Genomic DNA, 22,746 nt, shown 5'->3' with positions numbered 1-22,746 from the left:
GGCGGACGGCGGCGCCCTCAGGCGAGCTCGAGGTGCAGCGCGGGCCTGTCGCCGAAGATCTCGAGCACGGTGTCCATGTAGGTGGGGCCGCCCTCGGCGTCGAGCCGCTCGAGCCGGCGGGTGATGAGCGCGGCGTCGTAGCGCTCGGGCTGCGCGAGCTTCTCGAGCAGCTGCGCCCGCGTGGTCGCCACCCCCAGCGCCGCCGCGGAGTGCGCGTGGTCGTGCCAGACGACGCGCGCCTCGTCGTGGCCGTGCAGGGCGCCGAACCCGCCGCGCAGCATGTCCTCGAGGGCGTCGAGGCTCGGCCCCAGCTGCCAGTCCATGCCGGTCATGAACACGCGGTTGATCTCGTCGTAGAAGCTGGGGATGTCGTGGACGCGGGAGCCGTCGATCTCGAGGGTGAGCACGTCGGGCACGCTACCCGCCGGCGGGCGGCGGCTGCGGTCGACCCCGCCCCGAGGCCGGTCCGGGTCCGGGGCCGGGGCCGGGGCCGGGGCCGGGGCCGGGGCCGCGCATCCTGCCGCGAACCGTCCCCCGGGTTCCCGGGCGGCTCGCGGGGCGGTGGGTTAGCGTCTGCCCATCGGGGACCGCCCGCCGGTCGCCCGGACACCGCTGCTCCCAGGAGGATCCGACGATGACGACCCTGCCCTCGCCCTACGACGCCGACGAGCCGATCCCCGCGGGCACCATCGCCACCGCGCCGCTCGTGCACACCGCTGTGGTCTCCCGCACCGACTTCCCCATGTACGAGATGCCCTCGCTCATGGACGGCACCTTCTCCCACCTGGTGCCCGCGCTGGAGGAGGCGGGGATCGCGCCGATCGGCCCGGCCTTCTCGCTGCACCGTCGGATGCCCGTGGACACCGCCGACCTCGAGGTCGGCTTCCCCGTGGACGGCCACCTCGCGCAGACCCTCACCCTGCCCAGCGGCTTCGAGGTGCGCGCCTCGGTGCTGCCGGCGGGGCGCGTCGCGGCGGCGAGCCACGTGGGCGGCTACGACGGTCTCGCGGAGGCCTGGGGCGCGTTCACCGCGCAGCTCGGCGAGGCGGGCGAGCAGATGGCGTTCCCGTTCTGGGAGTTCTACGTGACGGCGCCGACGCCGGACATCGATCCGGCCACGCTGCGCACCGACCTGTTCACCCTGCTCGCGCCGCGGGAGGGCTGAGATCCGCGGAGCCGCCGGGCATCACCGGGCTGCCGAGCACCGCGGTGGTGCTCAGCGACGCGGAGGGCCTCAGCGCCGCTCGCCGGTCTCGTCGATGACCTCGAGGACGCGGCCGCCGAGCACGGACTCGATGACCTGGCGGCCCGAGCGGGTCGCGACGACGGCGTCCTCGTCGTCACGGGAGGCGCCGCCGGTGGGATCGACATCCTGCTCGGGGGCGGGAGCCTCGTCGGGCCGTCGGCTCTGCGCCTGCTGGCGACGGTCCGCGGCCGCGGCGCGCGCGGCCTGCGAGGCCTGGCGTGCGAGAGCGGCGCCCGTGCGCGGGGCGGATTCGTCGGCCGCCTGCTCGGCGGACGGAGCGACGGCAGACGCGGCTGCGGAGGGTGCTGCGGAGGCCTGCGTGCGCGGGGCCGACGGACCGCCGGTCGGGGCGGCGTCTCCCCACGCGGTGGTCGGGCGGGTGGTGGCAGGGCGCGCGGCCTGGGACGGCCCGGGCGCGAGCGGGGCGTCGGGGCGTGTCCCCGCGTCCTCCGCGGACCGGCCCGGGAATGGGGCCTCCCTCGCCGCGCCGACCTCGGCCGCACCGACGGGGCCGTCCTCGCCGGAGGCCGAGGGGTAAGCGGCCGACGGGGCGGAGGGGTCAGAGGCCGACAGGGCGGAGACGTCGGAGGCGGAGACGGTGTCAGGGCCGGAGGCCGATGGCGCGGCCGGGTCGGCCGCAGCGCCTGAGGCGGCGGAGGCGGTGTGCGCGGCGGGGCGGGAGCGCACCACACGCCCCTCGGCGATGGCGCGACGGATCGCGGCCTGACCGTAGGTGCGGGGCTCACCCTCGGGCACGCTGTCGCGGCCCTCGTCCTCGACGACCGGCACCTCGCCGGCGGGGCCGGCGGAATCGGCGGAGCTCGGCGCCGACGCCGGGGCGCCTCCCGCGGAGGGCAGTGCATCGGACCAGCGACGGGAGGGGCCGCCCTCGTTCGAGCCGCGCGGCGCGGCGGACGAGGACGCGGAGGACATCCCGGCCGGGCCTCGGTGCGCGGACGTCGCGGAGGAGCGGGGAGACGACGGCGGGGCGGAGCGGTGGTCCTGAGGATCCGGCGGGAAGGAGTCCTCCGGGTCCGGCGGGAACTCGTCGTCGTCGGGCTCCGGCGGAAGGTCGTGATCGTCGACGACGGGACGCGGACGCCCGGACGGACCGGAGGCCCCGGCGAGGTCGCCCCACGGACGGTTCCCCCCGCGGGCGGGACCGGCGGCGGCCCCGGGCTCGGGCTCGGCGTCCTGACCGGCGGAGGCCTGCGGGGACTGCCGTCCCTGCTGCTCGCGACCTTCCCGGTCGCCGGAGCCCGCGTCAGCGTCGGAGCGCGCGGGCGTGCTCTGCGCGCGGGGAGCGTGGGCGCCGCCGGGCGCCGTCGGCCCGGCGTCGCCGCCTCGAGGAGCGGAGCCGCCGGGGCGGCCGTATCCGGCCTGATCGCCCGGACCGGCCTGGCCGCCGGGGCCGCTCTGGCCGCCGCGACCACCCTGCCCACCGGGGCCGCCCTGCCCGCCAGGACCGCCCGAGCCACCGGGACCGCCGGAGCCGCCTGGGCCGTCCCCCACGACGGCCTGGACGGTCACCTCGACGTGCATGATGCGGCGCACGGCGTCGGCGAGGTTCTCCGCCGCGGTGCCGCGGTGGAAGGCGGCAACGAGCCCGTCGGTGCGGAACCCGATCACCAGGTTCGACCCGTTCATGGCGTTGAGCTGGGCGTTCTGTGCGATCAGCGCCCAGCTGGGACGGCGGATCTGGGCGAGCTCGTCCATGATCGCGGACCAGTTGCCCTGCACGTCGGCCGTCGACGGGCCGCCCGCCGAGGCCGCGGGGGCGGCGGCAGGCTCCGGGGCGGACTCCGCGGGAGCCTGCGCCGGCGCGGCCTGCACTGCCGGGGCCTGCGGCGCGGCCTGACCCGAATCTCCGCCGACCGGAGCCGCGTCCTCCCGGGCGGGAGCGCGGTCCTGGTCCGCCGCGGGGGCAGGGTCCCAGGTCGTCGCGGGCCGGCTGCCGCTCGGGCCGGACGAGCGCTGGGCGGCGGGCTGCTCCTGCTGCTGCGCGGGGGCCTGCTGCTGCGGGGCAGTGGCCTGACCCTGCGCGGGCGACTGCTGCGGGGCGGCGCCGGCGTCCTCACGTCGGTCGTCGGGCCGGGTCGCCCCGGTGCCGCCGCGGGTGCGACGCGACGCCTCCGCGCGCTCCTGCGCGATGCGACGCGCCTCCTCGCGGCCGCTCCCGGCCACGGGAGCCCCTGCCGCCGGTGCGACGTCGGCGCCGCCCTGCGCGCCCGGGCCGTTCTGAGGCGCCTGTCCGCTCTGCGCGGCCGGTCCGCCCTGGCCACGGGCACCCGACTGCTGACCACCACGGGGTGCCCCCGGACCGGACTGCGCCCCCTGGGCGGCCTGCCCGCCCTGCGCCGGCGCGGCGGCCCGCTCGTCCCGCAGCACCAGGCGCGCGGCGAGCAGCTCGAGGTGGAGACGCGGGGAGGTGGCGCCGCTCATCGTGGAGAGCGTCTCGTGGATGAGGTCGCCGCAGCGGGAGAGATCCGCCGGGGCGATCGAGGCGGCCTGCTCGCGCATCGACGCGAGCTCGTCCGCGGGGACCTGGGGCAGGAGGTCCTCGGCGCGCTCGGGCACCGCGGCGAGCACGATGAGGTCCCGGATCCGCTCCAGGAGGTCCTCGACGAAGCGGCGCGGCTCGTGACCGGTGGCGAGCACCTGCTCGACGGCGTCGTAGAGGCTCGCGGCGTCCCGGGCGGAGATCGCCGTGATCGCCTGGTCCAGCAGCGCGGTGTCCGTGAAGCCCAGCAGCGCGATCGCCGTCGCATGGTCGAGGCCGTCGTCCCCGGCGCCGGCCATGAGCTGGTCGAGCACGCTCATCGTGTCGCGAGCGGAGCCGCCGCCGGCGCGGACGACGAGCGGCAGCACGCCGTCACCCACGTGCACGTCCTCCGCGGCGCACACCTGCTCGAGGTACGGGGTGAGGATCTGCGGCGGGATCAGACGGAACGGGTAGTGGTGCGTGCGGGAGCGGATGGTGCCGATGACCTTGTCCGGCTCCGTGGTCGCGAAGACGAACTTCACGTGCTCCGGCGGCTCCTCGACGAGCTTGAGCAGCGCGTTGAAGCCCGCCGAGGTGACCATGTGCGCCTCGTCGATGATGAACACCTTGAAGCGGTCCCGCACCGGGGCGAAGGAGGCACGCTCGCGCAGCTCGCGGGCGTCGTCCACACCGCCGTGGCTCGCGGCGTCGATCTCGACCACGTCGAGGCTGCCGGCCCCGCCGCGGGCGAGGTCACGGCACGAGTCGCAGGTCCCGCACGGGGTGTCCGTCGGCCCCTCCGCGCAGTTCAGGCAGCGGGCCAGGATGCGCGCGGAGGTCGTCTTGCCGCAGCCGCGGGGCCCGGAGAAGAGGTAGGCATGCCCGATGCGGCCGTTGCGCAGCGCGCGCCGCAGGGGCGTGGTGACGTGGTCCTGGCCGATCACCTCGGCGAAGGACTCCGGGCGGTATCGACGGTACAGAGCGGTGGCCACCCCCACAGGCTAGTGGAGGTGGCCGACGTCCACCGCCCCGGGCGGTGGACGAGCAGGCGATGGGGAGGGATCGGCGACATCCCCTCCCCCGGGCGCCCGGGTCCACAACCTCCCGCGAACGGTTCCCCCGCGGGCGGGCAGCTGGAAGGATCGCCGGGATGAGCGCCAACCAGCCCCCGGACCGCGAGCCCCGTGCGCCCTCTGCCCTCGGGTCCCGCTCCGGCTCCGACGTCGGCACGGGCGCCGGCACCGGTGTGCCGTCGGAGGCCGCGACCGGCCCGGTGATGCTGCAGCGCATCGTGGTCGCCGCGCTCGTCCTGCTCGTCGTCCCGCTGCTCACGTTCGCGATCGCCGTGGTGCTGGGTGACGAGACCGCCCTCGCCTTCGCCCTGATCTGCGTGGTCCACGTGCTCCTGCTCGCCTATGCGGGCGTCGTGACCGTCGGCCAGTGGCGGGCGCGCACCCCGCCGCGACCGGCCGAGGCGGTGCCTCCGCTCGCCGCGCTCCTCGCCGCCCTCGCGACGCTCGGTCTCGCGCAGGTCCTCGCCGATGCCGAGGGGATCCGCACGAGCGCCGTGCCCCGACTCCGGCACGGCATCCCCCTCCCGGAGGACGTCCCGTTCGTGCTCTCGGTGCTCCTCGCCGCTCTCGCCGCCCTGGTCGCGATCGCGGCGCTGCCGCTGATGATGCGGCGCACCCGCGCGGTGCGGGCACTGCCCGGTCGGATCGGCGAGGCGGCCTGGAAGCTCGGGGACACCGCCGACGACGCCGACTCTCCTCGCACCCCGCGACCCCCGGTGACGTCCGCGAAGGACCCGCTGCCGCGACGGCTGCTCTCCCCGGCCTCGAGGGTGCTGCTCGTGCTCGGCTCGGTCGCCGCCCTCGCGGGGACGCTCGTGTTCGCCCTCGCGGAGCTCCCGCTGCCGACGGCCGAGGCGCTGAGCTACGCGATCGTGCTGTGCCCCGCGCCCGCGATGCTGTGGGCGGTGCTCTCCTCGCTGTGGCGGCGCGACGCGGAGCTCGGCATCCTCATGGCGGCGCTCTACCGCACGATGGCGGTGCCGGTCCTCGGCGCGGTCGTGGGACTGCTCCCGGCGTTCCTCGCGTTCCTCGTGCCGCCCGTCGGGAACGGGTTCGCGGAGCAGTACCGCGCGGCCGTCGGCGACAGCGGGATCGTCCCCGAGGACTCCCCGCTGGTCATGTTCTTCGTCCTCGGCGCGCTGCTGTCGCTGCTGGTGGGCATGCTCGGCGGGCTCGCCCTGAGCATCGCGGTGATCATGCCGCTGCTCACTCTCTTCCGCCCCGAGCAGCTGGTCGGCGAGAACGGGCTCAGCACGAACCGTGCGGACCGCCGGCGGAACGTCGCCGCGATGCGCCTGATGTCGTTGCTCGTGATCCTGATCTTCGTCTTCGCCGTACTCATCGCCGACGCTGACGCGGGCGAGCCCCGCTTCACCTGGGCGATGGTCACGCTCGCGGTGCTCGTCGTCCTGACGGCCGCGATCGTGAGGCTCCAGCGCAAGAAGGGCGACCGCCGCCCCGACAGCCCCTCCTCCGAGGACGATTCCCGTTGACCCACGGGCCGCACCCGGTGAGACTCGCCTGATGAGCGTCCTCATCTCGCACACCACGATCGACTGCCACGACGCGTTCGCGCTCTCCGAATGGTGGCGGGCGGTGCTCGCCTACGAGATGGACCCGGAGGACCCGAACCTCCCCGGCCACGAGGAGTGCCCGATCCACGACCCGGAGACCGGGCACACGATCCTGTTCCTCGAGGTGCCCGACCCCGAGCTGCCCGAGAAGCGGATCCACTTCGACGTGCGCCCGCGCGAGCGCACCCAGGCGGAGGAGGTCGCGTGGCTGCAGGAGCGCGGCGCGAGGATCATCGCCGACCACCGCGGCATCCACGGCCCCGGCAGCGGCTGGGTGACCTTCGCGGATCCCGAGGGCAACCAGTTCTGCGTGCTGCTCTCCCCCGCCGAGCGCGAGACGTACCTCGCCGCCCACCCGCGATGACCTCACCCGGCGAGGCCTCGACCGATCCCGCCTCCGGCGACCGCGGGCCCTCCGACGACCGCGTGTCCTCCGACCACCGCGCGTCCTCCGACGACCGCGGTTCCTCCGGCCCAGCCTTCTCCGCGACGGGCCGGCCCGACGACGCCGGCGGCCAGGAGCCCTCGCTCGTGCCCGAGCTGCTCGTCGACGACCTCGACCGCAGCCTCGGCTTCTGGCGGGACCTGTGCGGCTTCACGATCCGCTACGCCCGCCCCGACGAGGGCTTCGCCTACGTGGTCCGAGGCTCCGCGCACGTGATGCTCGAGCAGCGCGGGAGGGGCAGGAACTGGCTGACCGGCGAGCTGGAGCCGCCGTACGGTCGCGGGCTGAACCTGCAGATCTCCGTGCCGGATCTCGAGCCGATCCTCACCACGCTCCGCGCGCACGACGTCCCGCTGTTGCTGCAGCCGGAGACCCGCTGGTACCGGATCGACGAGGAGGAGGCGGGCGTGCGCCAGTTCCTCGTCACGGATCCCGACGGGTACCTGCTGCGGTTCCAGCAGTCGCTCGGCCGCCGGGCCTACGGCTCCCGGGGCGCGTAGCGCGGCCATCGGCCCGGAGCGGCGCCGACGACGGACGACACGAGGCCCGCAGCACGTCAGGACGCGATCGGGAGCGCGAACGGGCGGACGCAGCGCCAGCTGCGCCGGGCCCGGATGTCCTCGAGGAACTGCGGGTCGTGGCTGCTGACGAGCAGGGCGCCCTGATAGGCGCCGAGGGCCTCGGCGAGCTCGTCGGCGCTCGCGATGTCGAGGTTGTTGGTGGGCTCGTCGAGCATCAGCAGCTGCGGCGCCGGTGAGGCGAGCAGCGCGGAGGCGAGGGCCACGCGGGCCCGTTCCCCTCCGGACAGCTCGCGGACGTGCTGGTCCCCCTGGCGGCCGCGGATCAGCAGCCGCGCGAGCTGCGCACGGACGTCGTTCTCCGTGCGCTCCGGGGCGGCGCGGCGCACCTGATCGACGACAGTGAGGTTCGGGTCCAGGGTGCTGAGGTGCTGGTCGAGGTAGGCGAAGGGCACGGTGGGGCCCTCGACGGTCAGCCCGTCGCTCCCCTCCGGGCGTGCGGCTCCCCCGGGGCGCTCCCTTCCGGCGACGAGGTCGAGCAGGGTCGTCTTCCCGGCACCGTTGCGGCCGGTGAGCGCGATGCGCTCGGGGCCGTCGACGGTGAGGACCTCCGCGCCGCGGCGCAGGGTCAGGAGCCGCTTGCCGCTGGGGACGGCGGTCTCCGGGAGGTCGATGCGCACGTGCGCGTCGCGCTGGGCGCGCAGCTGCGCCTCGGAGAGCTCCTGCCGGGCGTCGTCGACCTTCCCCTCGTGGAGGAGCTTGTACTTCCCGGCGCTGACCTGGGCTTCCTGCCGGCGCTGGTTCATGATGACCTTCGGCCTGCGCTTGTTGGCGTGGTCGTTGTCGGCGTAGCGCCGGCGCCGGGCGAGGGCGACCTGGGCGTCCGCCTTCTGCTTCTTCTCCCGCTTCAGCTGCTCGGCGGCGGCGCGCACGTCTCGGTCCGCGGCCTCCTGCTCGATCTCCTTCGCGGCCAGGTGGTCGGTGTACGTGCCGCCGTAGAGGGTGATGCCGCCACGCCGCAGCTCGGCGATCTCGTCGACGCGCTCGAGGAGGTCGCGGTCATGGCTGACGACGACGAGGACGCCGGTCCAGTCGTCGAGCAGCTCGTACAGCCGGCCGCGGGCGGCGGCGTCGAGGTCGTTGGTGGGCTCGTCGAGCAGGAGGATGCCGGGCTCCGCGAGCATGACCCCGATCAGGCAGGTCAGGGTCCACTCGCCGCCGGAGAGGGTCGTCGCGGGCCGGGCCAGGTCCTCGATCGTGTCGACGAGGCCGGCGCGGGCGAGCACCGCGGTGGCGCGCTCGGGCAGGTCCCATCGGCCGTCGAGGGTCGTGAAGTGGGCCGGGTCGGTGCTGCCGGACTCCACGGCGGCGCGGGCGGCGAGCACGTCGGCGAGGTCGAGGGCGTCCGCGACGCTGCCCTCCTCCCGGCGGCGGCCCTGGGGGAAGTAGCCGATCTCGAGGGTGGTCGTGATCGTGCCGCGGGTCGGGGCGAGCTCCCCGGCGATGAGGCGCAGGAGCGTGGACTTGCCCGTGCCGTTGCGCCCGATCAGGCCGGTGCGCCGTGCGCCGAGCACGACGGAGAGATCCTCGAGGACGGTGCCCCCGTCGGGCCAGGAAAAGGAGAGATCGGTGAGGGTGATCGCCGCGTCGGCGGGCGTCCGGCCGGTCATGAGCAGGCTCCTTCGCCGTGGTCGAGCAGCACGTCGGCGAGCAGCACGACGTCGTGCGGCACCGTGGTCGAGCCGACGCCGCTGCCAGCGTAGGGACGATGCCGCGGCCGCGCCACGGGTTAACCCGAGCCTGCGGTCACGCGGCCCGACGGCCCGACCGCAGGGGCGGGGCGGCCATGGCAGGCCGGGCGACACGGTGCACGGGCCGGACCGGGCACGGACGGCACAGGACGATCGATCAGGCGTGGCGGGCCCGTGCGCGGTGGCGTCGGACGGCGTCCCTGGTGGCGCATCGCGGTGAGCAGTAGCGCTGGGTGCCGTTGCGGGAGACGTCGACGATCACCCTCCGACAGGGCGTGCCGGCGCAGCGCCCGAGGCGGGTCATGCCGCGCGTGGTCAGGTGGAGCGCTGTGCCGACGGCGATCACCGACTGGAGGACCATCGGGAGGCTGTCGTCGGTGTCGCGGTAGTGCAGGTGCCACCCCTCGCCGTTGTGGTCGGTCAGGCGCGGAAAGGCCGCTGCGGCCGCCATCTGCTCGTTCAGCAGAGCGGCCCGACGATCGGCGCTCGTGGCGTCGACGACCTCGAGCCACTGGTCGACGACCTCCCTGCAGCGGGCGTGGTCCTCGGGGTGCTCGGGGAATCGCATGGTCATGCCGTGGTCGCGCGTGCGGGCGACGACCCCGGCGCGATCCGCCGGCCAGTCGTCGGCCAGGGATCGGGCGAGGAGGACCGCATACTCGCCGTAAGGGTTGAGATGCATGAAGCCATTACATCAGAGTGCCGTCATGACGAATCTGCTGACGGCGTTCCCGGTCTCCGCCCCGGCCGCGCTCGGGATGGCCGCCGCGGCGCTGGCGATGGTGCTCACGCCGGGGCCGAACATGATGTACCTCGCCTCGCGCAGCGTCGGGCAGGGGCGGCGCGCGGGACTGGTGTCGCTGGCCGGGACGGGGGCGGGCTTCGTGATCTACATGCTGATGGCCAACCTCGGCCTCGCGATCGTGTTCGTCGCCGTGCCGTGGCTGTTCATCGGGTTCAAGGCAGCGGGGGCCGCGTACCTGGCATGGCTGTCGTGGCAGGCGCTGCGCCCGGGCGGCGCAGGCGTCTTCGACGTGCGCGACCTCGCCGAGGACAGCGACTGGCTCCTGTTCCGGATGGGACTGTTCACCAATCTGCTCAACCCGAAGGTCGCGATCATGTACCTCACACTGATCCCCCAGTTCATCGACCCGGACCGTGGGAGCCGTGTCGCCCAGGGCATCACCCTCGGGATGCTGCAGATCGGCGTCAGCATGACGGTCAATGCGCTCATCGTCATCGGTGCAGCATCGATCGCCCGCCTCCTGGCGAGCCGCCCCGATCGGGTCGTGCGGCAGCGACGCATCACAGGAGCCCTGCTCGGAGGCGTCGCGGTCCTGCTTGCTCGCGAGGTGCCGTCCCGCGCCCACGTCTGAACCGCCACCTCCCACGCCGCGACGCCCACTCCGGCCAGGCGACCTCAGCGCCTGGGCAGGCACTGCGGCCGGGCGGCTGGGCGCCCTGGCGGGAAGAGCAGGCCAAGCGGGCCGAGCGGGCCGAGCAGGCCGAGCAGGTTGAGCGGGCCGAGCAGGCTGAGCGGGCCGAGCAGGCCGAGCAGGCTGAGCGGGCCGAGCGGCTGTCCGTGTTCAAGATTCGCTGGTCATCATGTACATGATGACCAGTCTTTTTCAGGGAGGCCCCCTCCCTGGCGCGCTCTGCCCGCACGCGCGGACGAGCCGACGGGCCGACGGGCAGGTGAACCAGGCAGACCGATAGATCGCCGGATCGCCGGATCGCCAGATCGCCGGATCAATGGAACGACGAGCTGAGGTGCCGGGCGGGTCTTCTCCTCCCGATGCCCCCTACGTCCACAATCCTCAGCGCACCCTCGCGAGTCCATGGCCTCGATGCGAGGGTCCGCGTATGGCCACCGTCTCCTGCTCCCGCTTCCGCACCCGGCTCAGCGAACACCTCGAGCTGTCCCGACGCGAGCCCATCACGATCTCGAGCCGCGGGGTGCGCCGGCGAGCGGTCCTCGTCTCCGCCGACTTCTTCGATCGCGCGCTGGACGCCCTCGGCGACGAGCCCTACGCCCCGCCCGCCAGGACACCCGAGCAGGAGCTCCGGGACGAGACGGACCGCTTCCTCGGGTTCTTCTGAGCCCCTGCCGCATCGACAGTTCGCTCCGGCGGCCGGTATGCAAAGGAGACCTCAGAGCCTGCCTCGAGGACCTCCCCGATGTCGGGAGCGAGCGTTCCGCGGGCGTCGACGATCAGACGAACCGTTCGAACAGCACGTACTCTTCGGCGCTCGGGTCGATGCAGGCCACCAGCACGTCGTCGCCGTCCTGGACGAGCTTCTCCTTGCAGGTGAGCGACTCAAAGTCGAGATCGCCGTTGGGTACGGCGGCGCCCGCGGCGACGGACTCCGCGGTGGTGCGGTCCGCGCCGGCGAGAGGCGCGGTGAACTCCTCGGGGAGCCAGAGCCCCGTGCGCTCCGCAGCAGGCAGATCCAGCTCCCAGACCTCGTCCCTCTCCCCGTGCGGACCGACCTCGCCGTAGCGATGGGACACGACCCGGGTGTCATGAGGTACGTCGATTCCCCAGGACTCGTGCAGCTCCTGCGGGTCGTCGCCGAGGGCCGGAGAGCGCTCGGCCCGGGCAATCTCCTCGACCGCCGCCCCGGCTCCGCGCACCGCTCCGACCACGGGGACGGCGATGACGAGAAGCAGCACCCCCGCGACAACCGCCGCGATCCGCGCCGACCTGACCTCCGACATCACAACCCTCCCCCTGGCACCCGACGGGCACTTCAAGGTCGACGCTATGCACCCTCCGAGGATCCGATCGCCAGCTTCACGACGTCTCCACGGAATCCTCGCCATCGGAAGCATCCTCGGCGTCGTCCTTCTGCGCGGCCGCACGCTTCTTCTCGCGCTCGTCCGGGGCATCGGTGGACCCGCCGGGCTCCTTCCGCGCCTCCTTGAGCGCGGCGCTGCGCCGTCGGATGCCGCTGAGCGTCGCGCTGAACACCAGCAGGACCACGATCAGCGGGACCACGACGTCGGGCACCCACTCCGGCACGGAGAAGGGCAGGGACAGATCCGGGATCCAGCCCAGCAGCAGGTCACGGAGCCAGTCGCGCGCTCGGGCAACCGGTCGCAGCACCGCGGCCAGCAGGTCCCCCACCGGACGGAGGAGGTCCCCGATCACCTCGAGCACCGGATTCACGACGGCGCCGACGGCCTCCGCCACCGGCCGCAGCAGCGAGGCCACCCACTCGCGCACGGGGCGCAGGATGTTCGAGAACAGGGCACCGAGCCCCAGCAGCGGGATCAGATAGCCGGCCGCCCGACGCACCGCGGCGAACGCCGCGAACCACGTGGGGTGCGCGGCGCGCTTCTCGTCCCGCAGCGCGGAAGGGCTCCCCTCAGCCGGGATCAGCGGATCGGTGCGCGGCCCCCGCGAGACCTCCACCTCGCCTGCGCCGCCGAGGCCTGCGGTGCGGACGGTGACCAGCTCATGGTCGGTGTGCTCCCCGTCGGAGTCCCGACGGATGACGGTGCAGCGCAGCGTCGCGAAGCCGTCGTCGATCCGGAAGCGGAGGTCGTCGGCGCCCGTCGGCCCCTCGTCCCCTTCCGCCGCCTCGTCCCCCTCGGGCCCGTCGATCTTCTCCGCGGCCTTGAGGGCCTTCTCCTCGGCGGCGGGATCGTGCGGCACCCCGTCGATCTCGAGGAGCAGGCTCGTGTCCAGCAGCCGGTGGCGCACCCTCGCCACGTACTCGTGCCCCTGAGCGCGACCGCGGTACTCGACGTCCGCGCCGAAGCGGTTCGGCTCCCGCTCGCCGAACGCCGCCTCGTCCTCCGCATCGGGCGCGGGGTCGCGGGGCGCGGCGTCGGCGGGAGTGCTGTCGGTCATGGGCCCAGCCTTCCAGGCAGAGCACGCCGCGCCCCTCCGCCTTCGGTGGACGTTCCTCTCCTCCGCTGGTCGCAGGGGCCCTGGACCGCACGGCCTATGACCCATCACCCATGCCCTACGCATACTTATGTGACCGCATAGCCATCCTGTTGAAACCTCAACGGAGCCGCGCGTAGCGTCGAGACACGTGAGCACCTCGACCCCCTCCTCCCCCACCCGCAACCCGTTGCGCGCGCTGGCCCGGATCCCCTTCGGCTGGCAGGTCCTCATCGGCCTCGTGCTCGGTGTGGTCCTCGGCCTCGTCGCCGCGCAGATCGGCCCCGTCGCCGTCACCGAGACGAACCCGGACGGCGCCAACTGGCTGACGACCCTCCTCCACACCATCGGCACGATCTTCGTGACCCTGCTGAAGGCCCTGGTCCCGCCGCTGATCTTCCTCGCGATCGTCACCTCCATCGCGAACCTGCGCGGCGTCACCAACGCCGCCCGCCTCGCCGGCAAGACCCTGCTCTGGTTCGCGATCACCTCGCTCATCGCGGTCTCCATCGGCATCACCCTGGGCGCGCTGACCAGCCCGGGCGCGAACTCCGGCGTCGATGCCGGCACCGCCGAGGCCTCCTCCACCCAGGGCGGCTGGCTCGACTTCCTCGTGGGCCTCGTGCCCGCGAACTTCCTGGGTCTCGAGGGCTCCGCCGGCGACGACGGCTCGGTCTCGCTGACCTTCAACGCCCTGCAGATCCTCGTCATCTCCATCGCCGTGGGCATCGCCGTGCTCTCCGTGGGCGAGAAGGCGGAGCCGTTCCTGCGCTTCACCGGCTCCGCGCTGGAGATCGTGCAGAAGCTGCTGTGGTGGGTCATCCGCCTCGCCCCGATCGGCACCATCGGCCTGCTCGGCAACGCGGTCGCCTCCTACGGCTGGACCGCGATCGGCCAGCTCGGCGTCTTCACCGCGGACGTCTACATCGGCATGCTGCTCGTCCTGCTCGTCGTGTACCCGGTACTGCTGAAGATCAACGGCCTGGGCGTCGGCTCGTTCTTCCGCGGCGTGTGGCCGGCGACCTCGCTGGGCTTCGTGTCCCGCAGCTCGCTGGGCACCATGCCGATGACGCAGACCGTCACCGAGCGCATGGGCGTCCCTCGCCACTACGCCTCCTTCGCGATCCCGCTGGGCGCGACGACCAAGATGGACGGCTGCGCCGCGATCTACCCCTCGCTCGCCGCGATCTTCGTCGCGAACTTCTACGGCGTGCCGCTGAGCGTCACGGACTACCTGCTCATCGTGCTGGTCTCCGTGCTGGGCTCCGCCGCGACCGCCGGCATGACCGGTGCGACCGTCATGCTCACGCTGACCCTCTCCACCCTGGGCCTCCCGCTCGAGGGCGTGGGCCTGCTGCTCGCGATCGACCCGATCCTCGACATGGGCCGCACCGCCCTGAACGTCACCGGCCAGTCGCTGGTCGCCGTGATCGTCGCGAAGCGGGAGAAGATCCTGGACCGCGCGACCTACGACGCCGCGAGCCGCACCTCGTTCCAGGCCATCCAGGCGGAGCAGGCCGGCACCGCGGAGCAGACCGCGCAGGCCGACGCCGCAGACGGCGGGGAGACCCCGACCGACGAGCGCGAGAAGGCCGGCGCGACCGCCTGACCGCACCTCCGCTCCGCCTCGAGGCCCGTCCCGGATCCGTCCGGGGCGGGCCTCGCCGCACGGGCGCGACGCTCCCGTGACCGCCCGGCCCCGTACGGTGACGCCATGAGCGAGCACCGGCACGACTACGACGTCCGCGTCACCTGGACCGGTGACCTCGGCGAGGGCACGCGCCGCTACCGCGGCTTCTCCCGCGACCACGAGGTGGGGGCCGACGGGCCTCCCGTGATCCTCGGCTCCGCCGATCCCGCCTTCCGCGGCGACCCGGACCGCTGGAACCCCGAGCAGCTGCTGCTCGCCTCCCTCGCGCAGTGCCACATGCTCTGGTACCTCCACCTCGCGAGCAGCGAGGGGATCGTCGTGACCGGCTACGAGGACGCCGCGCACGGGGAGATGCGCACCGACGCGAGCGGCGCCGGGGAGTTCACCCGGGCCGTGCTGCGGCCGCGGGTGCGGATCAGCGCCGGGGACCCGGTGCGCGCCCGGGAGCTCCACGGCGAGGTGGGGCGGTTCTGCTTCATCGCCCGCTCGGTGCGCTTCCCCGTCGAGCACGAGCCGGTGATCCTCACCGCGTGAGCCCCACCGCCCTCGCCCTGGTGCTCGTCGCCGCGGTCCTGCACGCCCTGTGGAACCTCGCGGCGAAGCGCGCGAGCGGCGACGGCTACCTCTTCGTGTGGTGGTACAACGTGGCCTCCGCGGTGCTGTGGCTGCCGGTGGGGCTCGTGGTGCTGGGGCGCGCGGGCTGGCCGCTGGGCTGGGAGCTGCTGGTGGGTCCCGCGGTCTCCGCCGTCTTCCACATCGCCTACCAGCTGTCCCTGCAGGCGGGCTACCAGCGGGCGGACCTCGGCGTGGTCTATCCCGTGGCCCGCGGCACGGGTCCTCTGCTCACGGTGCTGTTCGCGCTGCTCGTGCTCGGCGAGCGCCCCGGCGTCGTCGCCGTGGCGGGCGGCCTGGTGGTGATCGCCGGCATCGTCGTCGTCGCGACGGGCGGTGCCCGCGCCCTGCGCCATCGCGCGTCCACGGGCATCGCGTGGGGCGCGCTGACCGGCGCCGGCATCGCCGCGTACACGCTGTGGGACGACCATGCCGTGACGACGTGGGCGCTCGTGCCCGTCACCTACTTCTCCCTGGGCTGCACCCTGCAGGCCCTCGCGATGACGCCGGGTGCCCTGCGCCGCTCCCGCACCGGCGCGGTGACGGCGGGGGCGGCGGGCACAGGACCCGCGGCGACGGCGGGATCGGTGCTGCGGCGCAGCGGCCGGGAGATCGCGATCGTCGCGGTGCTCTCCCCGCTCGCCTACGTGCTCGTCCTCGAGGCGATGCGCACCACCCCGGTGGCGCTCGTCGCCCCGGCCCGCGAGTCCGGGATCGTGGTGGGCTCGCTGCTCGCCTGGTGGCTGTTCCGGGAGCCCGATCCGCTGCGGCGGCTGCTGGGCGCGGCGATCGTGCTCGCGGGGATCACGATGATCGTCGCCTGAGCGGGGCCGTGCGGGCGCAGGGCCGACGGGCGCTCGTGTGAGCTCCGCGGGGTCCTCCGGCGAATCCCTAGCGGGCGCGCACGCGGCTCGTTAGCCTGGAGGCGTCCCATCCCGCAGTGCATCTACCTCGGGTCCTCTCACGGATCGTCCAAGGCGGCACCACCCGTCCAGGAGGATCCCCATGACCTCGTCGCACACCGACCGGCAGAGCACCGACGCCCCGCACGGCGCCCCTTCCGAGCAGGGGACGACGCCGGCCCCCTCGCTGCTGCGGCTCGCGGGACCCGCCTACTTCCCGATCGCCTTCATCGCCCGCTTCCCCTTCGCGATGATGGTCGTGGGCACCCTGACGCTGGTCGTCGCCGCGCGCGACTCGATCGCGCTGGGCGGGCTGAACTCCGCCGTCGTGGGACTCGGCTCCGCGCTCGTGGGCCCGCTGCTGGGCGCCGCGGCGGACAGGATCGGCCAGCGCCCCGTGCTGCTGGCCTCCGGTCTCGTGAACTCGCTCGCGCTGCTCGCCCTCGCGGCCGTCGCCTTCAGCGATCTGCCCGACGTGGCCGTGCTCGCGGTGGGCTTCGTGCTCGGCGCGTCCTCGCCGCAGATCGGCCCGCTCTCCCGCAGCCGGCTCGTGCAGCTGATCCTGCGCCGCATGCCCGCGGATCGCCGCGCCCGCAGCATGAACGGGACGATGGGCTACGAGTCCGCGGCCGACGAGACCGCCTTCGTCTTCGGCCCCGTCGTGGTGGGTCTGCTCGCGACGACGATGAGCCCGGCGGCGCCGATGATCGGCGCCGCGGTGCTCACGCTCGTCTTCGTCACCGCCTTCGCCCTGCACCGGACGGCGACGGTCGAGGCGCCCGCCTCCCACGAGTCGGTGGTCCAGGCGCCGGCGCGGGAGCTGCGCACCCCCGGGGTGCTCGTCATCGTCGCGGGCGCCCTCGGGGTGGGCCTGTTCTTCGGCACGGTCCTCACCTCGCTCACGGCCGTGCTCTCCGAGGCGGGCCATGGGGAGTCCGCGGGCCTCGTCTACGGGGTGATGGGCGTCGGCTCCACGATCCTCGCGCTCAGCACCTCCCTGTTCCCGACGCGGTTCTCGCTGCGCGCCCGCTGGCTGACCTTCGGCGCGCTCATGCTCGCCGCGATGCTCGCCTTCGGTCTCGCCGGCGGCGCGCTGCCGATGATGGTCGCGGCGATGGCCATCGCGGGGATCGGCGTGGGGCCGACGGTCGTCACGCTCTACAGCCTCGCGGCGGAGCGCTCCCCGCAGGGCCGCTCGGCGACCCTCATGACGATGCTCGGCTCGGCGACGATCGTCGGGCAGTCCGCGGCCTCTGCGCTGACCGGGTCGGTCGCGGAGAGCGCCGGGGCGGGGACCGCCGTGCTGCTGCCGATCGCGGCCGCGGCGCTCGTGGTGCTCGCCGCACTCAGCAACGCCCTGCTCGGTCGCGGGCCAGCCGCCGTCGAGGACGCCGTGACCTCCACCGAGGCGCCTCCCGCCACCCTCTGAGCCGGGACGCTCTGACCCGGGACGCACTGATCCGGGACGCTCAGCGCCACAGCACGTGGTGCAGCGCCTCCTCGATCCGCGGGTGCTCGAACCGGGCGCCCGCCTCCTGCAGCCGCGTCGGGTCCACCCGCTGGTCGGCGCGGACCAGCTCGCGCGCCGCCTCCGCCCCCAGCAGCAGCGCGGGACCCGCCGCCGGGACGGGCACGACGGCCGGTCGGTGGAGGGTGCGACCCAGGGCGCGCACGAGCTCCGCCTGGGTGACGGGATGCGGGGCGACCGCGTTCAGCGGGCCCTCCGCGCTCGAGGCGAGGGCCACGGTCGCGTAGGCGCGCACGAGGTCGTCGAGCGTGATCCACGAGGTCACGGCATCGGGCGGGGCGAGGCGGCCGCCCACCCCGGCGAGCAGCAGGGGCAGCTGCGGCAGCAGGGACCCGCCGCCGTCGGAGAGCACCACGCCCGTGCGCAGCTGCGCGACCCGCAGGCCGGCACGAGAGGCGGGGGCGGTCGCGGCCTCCCAGTCCCGCACGAGGTCCGCGAGGAAGCCGGTGCCGGCGGTGTCCTCCTCGGTGAGCAGCTCCCCGGGTCGCTGCGGGCCGTAGACCCCGATCGCGGAGGCGGTCACGAGGGTGCGCGGGCCGTCGGCCATCCCGGCGAGGGTGCGGGCGATGAGCGCCGTGCCCTCCACCCGGGAGTCGCGGATCTCGCGCTTCGCGGCGGCCGTCCAGCGGGTCGCGATCGAGCGGCCCGCGAGGTGGACGACGACGTCGACGCCCTCGAGGTCCCGGGGGTCCAGCTCCCCGGCGCGCGGGTCCCAGCGGATCTCCCCGGGCCCCGGGCGGTCGCTGCGCACGAGGCGGCGCACCGTGTGCCCGCCGCTCTCGAGGAGCGCCGCGAGCTGCGTGCCCACGAGCCCCGAGGCGCCGGTGATCGCGACCGTGCGGCGCGGGACGGCGGCGAACGCGGTGTGCAGCGCGAGGTCATGGCGCAGCTGGCGCGCACGGAAGGCCAGCAGGCGGCGCACGCGGCGCTCGAGGGCCGCGTGCACGGGCGCCGATCGCTCGAGGCCGCCGGGCAGCTCGACCTCGATCCTGTCGACGAGCAGGGTGGCCGACGGATCCGCAGGATCGGCGACGATGCCGTGCTCGTGCCGCCAGGTGCGCCAGGGGCCGCTGACCTGCTGGTCGACGAAACGATCGGCCGCAGTGGCCTCCGCGTGCCGGAGCACCCAGGCGGGCCGGAGCGGCAGAGCGGCGGGGCCCATGTGGGCGCCGACCACCCGCCCCACTCGCATACCGCCCGCGGTGGGGTCGTCGATCGTGGCGAGCCCGGGCGGGGTCAGGCGCACGAGGGCGCCGGGCCGCTCATGCCAGGCGAGCACCTCGGCGTGCGGGCTCTCGATGCGATGCGTGGCGACGATCCTCATGGCGGGCCCTTCCCGGTCAGCTCGCCCCGATCGTACCGACGTTCCCGGGGAGCGGGGGTCGGCGCGAGGCCGGCTCGCCACATGCCCGGGGGCATCCGACCGTCCCGGGCATGAGACGACCCCTCGCGCACCTGCCAGAGCCCACCTGCCCTTGCTGCCGTCAGGCCCTGGGGGAGTTCAGCGAGATGACACCGCACGAGGGGTCGCGGACGAGTCTAGCGAAGTCCGGGCGCTCTGCCGAACCGCGGAGCGGTGATGTCACGGGCCTCACCCCCGGCGACACGCCGCGCGCCGGCGGCCGATCGTGCACGACGGGCGGCACCACGTCGTGCCCGGCGAGGGCGCCCTTCGCGCGGCCGACGGGGTTGCGGTCGGATAACGGACGACGCTTGACGCCCCGTGGAGGACCGCTCCTCGCGCTACTGTTCCCCCCACGGCGTCACGGGTGACCGTGCTCACATCGTCGCGCCCCGACATCCGCTCCTCCTCGTCCCCTTCCCCGCTGGAGACCCCATGTTCTTCGACAACCTGATCACCGGGGCCAACAACCTCGTCTGGTCGCTCCCCCTGGTCGGCCTGCTGCTGATCACCGGCCTCTACTTCTCGCTGCGCACCGTGTTCCTCCAGGTGCGCTGCATCCCCGACATGCTCGCCCAGCTGAAGAAGGGCGAGTCCTCCCCGGACGGCACCTCCTCCTTCCAGTCGCTCATGATGTCCCTCGCCGGCCGCGTCGGCATGGGCAACATCGGCGGCGTCGCGACCGCGATCGCGCTCGGTGGCCCGGGCGCCGTGTTCTGGATGTGGCTGATCGCCTTCCTCGGCGCGGCCACCTCGTTCATCGAGTGCACCCTGGGCCAGATCTACAAGGAGAAGGACAAGGACACCGGCGAGTACCGCGGCGGCCCCTCGTACTACATCGAGAAGGCCTACAAGCACACGACGGCCGCCCCCTTCTTCAAGGTCTACGCGATCGTCTTCGCGATCGTCACCGTCTTCGCCATGGCCTTCTTCCTCCCGGGAGTGCAGGCCAACGGCATCGCCAGCTCGATCGAGCTCGCCTGGTCGCTCCCCACCTGGGTCACGGGCGTGCTGATGGCGATCCTGCTCGGCGTGATCGTCATCGGCGGCGTCAAGCGCATCGCCCAGTTCGCGGTCATCGTCGTGCCGATCATGGCGATCCTCTACATCCTCGCCGCGGCGATCGTCTTCTTCATCAACGTCGACCAGATCGGCCACGTGTTCGGCCTGATCTTCTCGAGCGCCTTCGGCGGCCACGCGATCTTCGGCGCGATCATCGGCAAGGCGATCGAGATGGGCGTCAAGCGCGGCCTGTACTCGAACGAGGCCGGCCAGGGCACGGGCCCCCACGCGGCGGCCGCCGCCGAGGTCTCCCACCCGGCGAAGCAGGGCTTCGCGCAGTCCTTCGCGGTCTACATCGACACCCTGTTCGTCTGCACGGCGACCGCGTTCCTGCTCATCTCCACCAACGCCTTCCACGTCACGGACCCCGAGGGCAACGTCATCTACGAGGGCATCACGGACTCCTCCGTCGAGGCCGGGCCAGCCTTCCCGCAGATCGGCTTCGACAGCGTGTTCCCGGGCTTCGGCCCCAGCTTCGTGGCGCTCGCGCTGCTGTTCTTCTGCTTCACGACGATCGTGGCGTACTACTACATGGCCGAGGTGAACCTGACCTACCTCATGCGCTGGGTCCCGAACCGCACCGTGCGCCGCGTCCTCGTGCACGCCCTGCAGGTGCTGATCCTCATCGCGATCATGATCGGGTCGACGTCGACCTCGGCGAGCGCCTGGGCGCTCGGTGACATCGGCGTGGGCACGATGGCGTGGCTGAACGTGGTGGCGATCCTGATCCTCCAGGGTCCCGCGCTCAAGGCCTTCAAGGACTACCAGCTCCAGAAGAAGGCCGGGGTGGATCCGCAGTTCGACCCGCGCCCGCTCGGCATCAGGAACGCCGAGTTCTGGGAGCTCCGGGCCGACGGCCGGACCGCCCGCCCCACCGGCGGCGAGGAGCTGGCCGGCCGCTCCCGCTGACCCTCCCCCACGGACGACGAACGCCCGACCTCCTCGGAGGTCGGGCGTTCGTCATGGGCGGCCCGTCGGCCGCGGCGGGTCTCAGGCCAGGCGCTGCGCCGGGGAGAGGGTGAGCGCCGGGTCGGTCTCGGGGAGGTCCCCGAGCACCTCGTCGATCCGCGCCTTCACGTCGGCGTCGAGGGTGACGCCGGCGGCCTGGACGTTCTCGGTGACCTGCTCGGGGCGGGAGGCGCCGATGATCGCGCCGGCGACGTTGTCGTTGCTGAGCACCCAGGCCACGGCGAGCTGCGCCGGGGTGAGGCCGAGCTCCTCGGCGATCGGCAGCAGGCCCTGCACGGCGGTGAGGGTCTCGTCGTCCAGGAAGCGCTTGATCATGTCCGCGCCGCCCTTCTCGTCGCGGGCGCGGGAGCCCTCGGGGACCTCGGCGCCGGGCTTGTACTTGCCGGTGAGGATGCCCTGCGCGACCGGGGACCACACGATCTGGGAGACGCCCAGCTCCTGGGAGGTGGGGACCACGCGCTCCTCGATGACCCGCCACAGCATCGAGTACTGGGGCTGGTTGGAGACGAGCTGGATGCCGAGCTCACGGGCGAGCTGGTGGCCGGCGCGGATCTGATCCGCGTTCCACTCGGAGACGCCGATGTAGAGGGCCTTGCCGGCGCGGACGACCTCCGCGAAGGCCTGCATGGTCTCCTCGAGCGGCGTCGCGTAGTCGTAGCGGTGCGCCTGGTAGAGGTCGACGTAGTCCGTCTGCAGGCGGCGCAGGGAGCCGTCGATCGACTCGCGGATGTGCTTGCGGGAGAGGCCGGTGTCGTTGTGGCCCTGGGGGCCGGTCGGGAAGTAGACCTTGGTGAGGATCTCGAGGGATTCGCGGCGCTCGCCCTTCAGCGCCTCGCCGAGCACGACCTCCGCGGCCGTGTTCGCGTAGGTGTCCGCGGTGTCGAAGGTGCTGATGCCGGCGTCGAGGGCGGCGCGCACGCAGGCGCGGGCCCGGTCGTCCTCGACCTGCGAGGCGTGGGTGAGCCAGTTGCCGTAGATGATCTCGCTGATCTTGAGTCCGCTGCGTCCCAGGTGGCGATGTTCCATGCCGTGGAGCCTAGGCCCGCTCCCACGGCGTCGACTGCGGGGCGGGCGTATCGTGGTGACGCGCGCCACACGGCCGTGGCGCCTCGCCGCGCGCACCGCGCGGGAAGGAGGAGGACCCATGACCCCGCTCCCCACGAGCCCCGCCCGGCAGCCGGGACAGCCGCCCGCCCCGGACCTGCCCGAGCCGACGGAGAAGGACGACGTCCTCGAGCTCGAGCCCACCGTCGAGGGCGAGGACTTCTCCCGCGTCGCCTTCACGCAGGAGGCGGTGGGCATGCTGCAGCGGCTCATCGACCGCAACGGACCGCTCATGTTCCACCAGTCCGGCGGCTGCTGCGACGGCTCCTCCCCCATGTGCTACCCGGAGGGCGATTTCATCACCGGCGATGCGGACGTCCGCATGGGGCACGCGGAGGTGCCGCTGCCCGGCGGCGGCACGAGCCCGCTCGACTTCTGGATGAGCCGCGAGCAGTTCACCTACTGGCGGCACACGCACCTCACGATCGACCTCGTCGACGGCCGCGGCGGCGGCTTCAGCCTCGAGTCGCCCGACGGCAAACGGTTCCTCACCCGCTCGCGGATGCTCGAGGGCTGAGCCCGAACCCGGCAGCA

Annotated in this window: 20 protein-coding genes and 1 other RNA gene; 12 read left to right on the top strand and 9 right to left on the bottom strand. The window is 73.7% G+C overall.

Features of this window, described 5'->3' with window-relative positions; genetic code table 11:
- Positions 1-17 precede the first annotated feature (17 nt).
- The gene (locus tag NLU66_RS05385; RefSeq protein ID WP_259361917.1) at positions 18-407 is read right to left on the bottom strand and encodes a barstar family protein; all 390 of its coding nucleotides are present in this window, start codon (positions 405-407) and stop codon (positions 18-20) included.
- Positions 408-634: 227 nt separating this feature from the next.
- Between NLU66_RS05385 and NLU66_RS05380 the strand changes: the two genes are divergently transcribed.
- A complete protein-coding gene (locus NLU66_RS05380; protein ID WP_259361916.1) occupies positions 635-1,165 on the top strand; it encodes a GyrI-like domain-containing protein in 531 nt (176 codons plus the stop codon).
- 69 nt (positions 1,166-1,234) lie between these two features.
- Here the strand turns inward: NLU66_RS05380 and NLU66_RS05375 are convergent, their stop codons facing one another.
- Positions 1,235-4,720, bottom strand: coding sequence for a DNA polymerase III subunit gamma and tau (locus tag NLU66_RS05375; protein WP_259361915.1), 3,486 nt, complete (start codon positions 4,718-4,720; stop codon positions 1,235-1,237).
- Positions 4,721-4,878: 158 nt separating this feature from the next.
- Between NLU66_RS05375 and NLU66_RS05370 the strand changes: the two genes are divergently transcribed.
- Genes NLU66_RS05370 through NLU66_RS05360 form a run of 3 tightly spaced genes read left to right on the top strand, consistent with a single transcriptional unit; the run spans position 4,879 to position 7,320 of the window.
- On the top strand, positions 4,879-6,294 hold the full coding sequence (locus NLU66_RS05370; protein WP_259361914.1) for a hypothetical protein: 1,416 nt from the start codon (positions 4,879-4,881) through the stop codon (positions 6,292-6,294).
- 31 nt (positions 6,295-6,325) lie between these two features.
- Positions 6,326-6,739: a VOC family protein gene (locus NLU66_RS05365; RefSeq protein WP_259361913.1), complete on the top strand. Its 414-nt coding sequence runs from the start codon at positions 6,326-6,328 to the stop codon at positions 6,737-6,739.
- Positions 6,736-7,320 (top strand): bleomycin resistance protein, encoded by a 585-nt coding sequence (locus NLU66_RS05360; RefSeq protein ID WP_259361912.1) that lies wholly within the window; start codon positions 6,736-6,738, stop codon positions 7,318-7,320. The genes NLU66_RS05365 and NLU66_RS05360 overlap by 4 nt, the downstream gene beginning before the upstream one ends.
- A 56-nt stretch (positions 7,321-7,376) precedes the next feature.
- Here the strand turns inward: NLU66_RS05360 and NLU66_RS05355 are convergent, their stop codons facing one another.
- The gene (locus NLU66_RS05355) at positions 7,377-9,008 is read right to left on the bottom strand and encodes an ABC-F family ATP-binding cassette domain-containing protein (protein WP_259361911.1); all 1,632 of its coding nucleotides are present in this window, start codon (positions 9,006-9,008) and stop codon (positions 7,377-7,379) included.
- Positions 9,009-9,246: 238 nt separating this feature from the next.
- Entirely contained in the window at positions 9,247-9,771 is a 525-nt protein-coding gene (locus tag NLU66_RS05350) for a CGNR zinc finger domain-containing protein (protein WP_259361910.1), read from the bottom strand.
- A gap of 25 nt (positions 9,772-9,796) precedes the next feature.
- On the opposite strand from NLU66_RS05350, the gene NLU66_RS05345 reads away from it, so the two are divergent.
- Both NLU66_RS05345 and NLU66_RS05340 read left to right on the top strand, forming a co-directional pair.
- Entirely contained in the window at positions 9,797-10,465 is a 669-nt protein-coding gene (locus NLU66_RS05345) for a LysE family translocator (protein WP_259361909.1), read from the top strand.
- Positions 10,466-10,952: 487 nt separating this feature from the next.
- Positions 10,953-11,189, top strand: coding sequence for a type II toxin-antitoxin system Phd/YefM family antitoxin (locus NLU66_RS05340; protein ID WP_259361908.1), 237 nt, complete (start codon positions 10,953-10,955; stop codon positions 11,187-11,189).
- Between the two features lie 112 nt (positions 11,190-11,301).
- On the opposite strand, the gene NLU66_RS05335 is transcribed toward NLU66_RS05340, so the two are convergent.
- A complete protein-coding gene (locus tag NLU66_RS05335) occupies positions 11,302-11,808 on the bottom strand; it encodes a hypothetical protein (protein WP_259361907.1) in 507 nt (168 codons plus the stop codon).
- 76 nt (positions 11,809-11,884) lie between these two features.
- On the bottom strand, positions 11,885-12,946 hold the full coding sequence (locus NLU66_RS05330; RefSeq protein WP_259361906.1) for a hypothetical protein: 1,062 nt from the start codon (positions 12,944-12,946) through the stop codon (positions 11,885-11,887).
- Positions 12,947-13,133: 187 nt separating this feature from the next.
- Between NLU66_RS05330 and NLU66_RS05325 the strand changes: the two genes are divergently transcribed.
- From NLU66_RS05325 to NLU66_RS05310, 4 genes are all read left to right on the top strand, one after another.
- On the top strand, positions 13,134-14,591 hold the full coding sequence (locus tag NLU66_RS05325; RefSeq protein WP_259361905.1) for a dicarboxylate/amino acid:cation symporter: 1,458 nt from the start codon (positions 13,134-13,136) through the stop codon (positions 14,589-14,591).
- Positions 14,592-14,696: 105 nt separating this feature from the next.
- A complete protein-coding gene (locus NLU66_RS05320) occupies positions 14,697-15,167 on the top strand; it encodes an OsmC family protein (RefSeq protein WP_259361904.1) in 471 nt (156 codons plus the stop codon).
- The gene (locus NLU66_RS05315; protein WP_259361903.1) at positions 15,164-16,069 is read left to right on the top strand and encodes an EamA family transporter; all 906 of its coding nucleotides are present in this window, start codon (positions 15,164-15,166) and stop codon (positions 16,067-16,069) included. The genes NLU66_RS05320 and NLU66_RS05315 overlap by 4 nt, the downstream gene beginning before the upstream one ends.
- A gap of 181 nt (positions 16,070-16,250) precedes the next feature.
- Positions 16,251-17,576, top strand: a complete 1,326-nt coding sequence (locus NLU66_RS05310; protein ID WP_259361902.1) for an MFS transporter — start codon at positions 16,251-16,253, stop codon at positions 17,574-17,576.
- A gap of 40 nt (positions 17,577-17,616) precedes the next feature.
- On the opposite strand, the gene NLU66_RS05305 is transcribed toward NLU66_RS05310, so the two are convergent.
- Together NLU66_RS05305 and ffs are read right to left on the bottom strand one after the other, a co-directional pair.
- Positions 17,617-18,999, bottom strand: coding sequence for a TIGR01777 family oxidoreductase (locus NLU66_RS05305; RefSeq protein WP_259361901.1), 1,383 nt, complete (start codon positions 18,997-18,999; stop codon positions 17,617-17,619).
- Between the two features lie 111 nt (positions 19,000-19,110).
- An RNA gene (ffs, locus tag NLU66_RS05300) (signal recognition particle sRNA small type) lies at positions 19,111-19,207 on the bottom strand.
- 305 nt (positions 19,208-19,512) lie between these two features.
- Here ffs and NLU66_RS05295 point away from each other — a divergent pair.
- Complete coding sequence (locus NLU66_RS05295; RefSeq protein WP_259361900.1) at positions 19,513-21,048, top strand: alanine/glycine:cation symporter family protein; 1,536 nt, start codon at positions 19,513-19,515, stop codon at positions 21,046-21,048.
- An 81-nt stretch (positions 21,049-21,129) separates the two neighbouring features.
- Here the strand turns inward: NLU66_RS05295 and NLU66_RS05290 are convergent, their stop codons facing one another.
- Positions 21,130-22,134, bottom strand: coding sequence for an aldo/keto reductase family protein (locus NLU66_RS05290; protein WP_259361899.1), 1,005 nt, complete (start codon positions 22,132-22,134; stop codon positions 21,130-21,132).
- 118 nt (positions 22,135-22,252) lie between these two features.
- Here NLU66_RS05290 and NLU66_RS05285 point away from each other — a divergent pair, with 118 nt between their 5' ends.
- Positions 22,253-22,729 (top strand): DUF779 domain-containing protein, encoded by a 477-nt coding sequence (locus NLU66_RS05285; protein ID WP_259361898.1) that lies wholly within the window; start codon positions 22,253-22,255, stop codon positions 22,727-22,729.
- Positions 22,730-22,746 lie beyond the last annotated feature (17 nt).

Origin of the sequence: Brachybacterium sp. NBEC-018, assembly GCF_024860185.1 — a bacterium.
Taxonomy (GTDB): Bacteria; Actinomycetota; Actinomycetes; order Actinomycetales; family Dermabacteraceae; genus Brachybacterium; species Brachybacterium rhamnosum.
Note: the sequence above shows the minus strand (reverse complement) of the source record. Positions and strands in the feature narration are given on the sequence as shown.

What these genes read in the sequence shown, in the direction of transcription:
- NLU66_RS05380 (WP_259361916.1), top strand. Translation starts at nt 635, where the DNA reads ATGACGACCCTGCCCTCGCCCTACGACGCCGACGAGCCGATCCCCGCG.
- NLU66_RS05370 (WP_259361914.1), top strand. Translation starts at nt 4,879, where the DNA reads ATGAGCGCCAACCAGCCCCCGGACCGCGAGCCCCGTGCGCCCTCTGCC.
- NLU66_RS05365 (WP_259361913.1), top strand. Translation starts at nt 6,326, where the DNA reads ATGAGCGTCCTCATCTCGCACACCACGATCGACTGCCACGACGCGTTC.
- NLU66_RS05360 (WP_259361912.1), top strand. Translation starts at nt 6,736, where the DNA reads ATGACCTCACCCGGCGAGGCCTCGACCGATCCCGCCTCCGGCGACCGC.
- NLU66_RS05355 (WP_259361911.1), bottom strand. Translation starts at nt 9,008, where the DNA reads ATGACCGGCCGGACGCCCGCCGACGCGGCGATCACCCTCACCGATCTC.
- NLU66_RS05350 (WP_259361910.1), bottom strand. Translation starts at nt 9,771, where the DNA reads ATGCATCTCAACCCTTACGGCGAGTATGCGGTCCTCCTCGCCCGATCC.
- NLU66_RS05345 (WP_259361909.1), top strand. Translation starts at nt 9,797, where the DNA reads ATGACGAATCTGCTGACGGCGTTCCCGGTCTCCGCCCCGGCCGCGCTC.
- NLU66_RS05340 (WP_259361908.1), top strand. Translation starts at nt 10,953, where the DNA reads ATGGCCACCGTCTCCTGCTCCCGCTTCCGCACCCGGCTCAGCGAACAC.
- NLU66_RS05335 (WP_259361907.1), bottom strand. Translation starts at nt 11,808, where the DNA reads ATGTCGGAGGTCAGGTCGGCGCGGATCGCGGCGGTTGTCGCGGGGGTG.
- NLU66_RS05330 (WP_259361906.1), bottom strand. Translation starts at nt 12,946, where the DNA reads ATGACCGACAGCACTCCCGCCGACGCCGCGCCCCGCGACCCCGCGCCC.
- NLU66_RS05320 (WP_259361904.1), top strand. Translation starts at nt 14,697, where the DNA reads ATGAGCGAGCACCGGCACGACTACGACGTCCGCGTCACCTGGACCGGT.
- NLU66_RS05310 (WP_259361902.1), top strand. Translation starts at nt 16,251, where the DNA reads ATGACCTCGTCGCACACCGACCGGCAGAGCACCGACGCCCCGCACGGC.
- NLU66_RS05305 (WP_259361901.1), bottom strand. Translation starts at nt 18,999, where the DNA reads ATGAGGATCGTCGCCACGCATCGCATCGAGAGCCCGCACGCCGAGGTG.
- NLU66_RS05295 (WP_259361900.1), top strand. Translation starts at nt 19,513, where the DNA reads ATGTTCTTCGACAACCTGATCACCGGGGCCAACAACCTCGTCTGGTCG.
- NLU66_RS05290 (WP_259361899.1), bottom strand. Translation starts at nt 22,134, where the DNA reads ATGGAACATCGCCACCTGGGACGCAGCGGACTCAAGATCAGCGAGATC.
- NLU66_RS05285 (WP_259361898.1), top strand. Translation starts at nt 22,253, where the DNA reads ATGACCCCGCTCCCCACGAGCCCCGCCCGGCAGCCGGGACAGCCGCCC.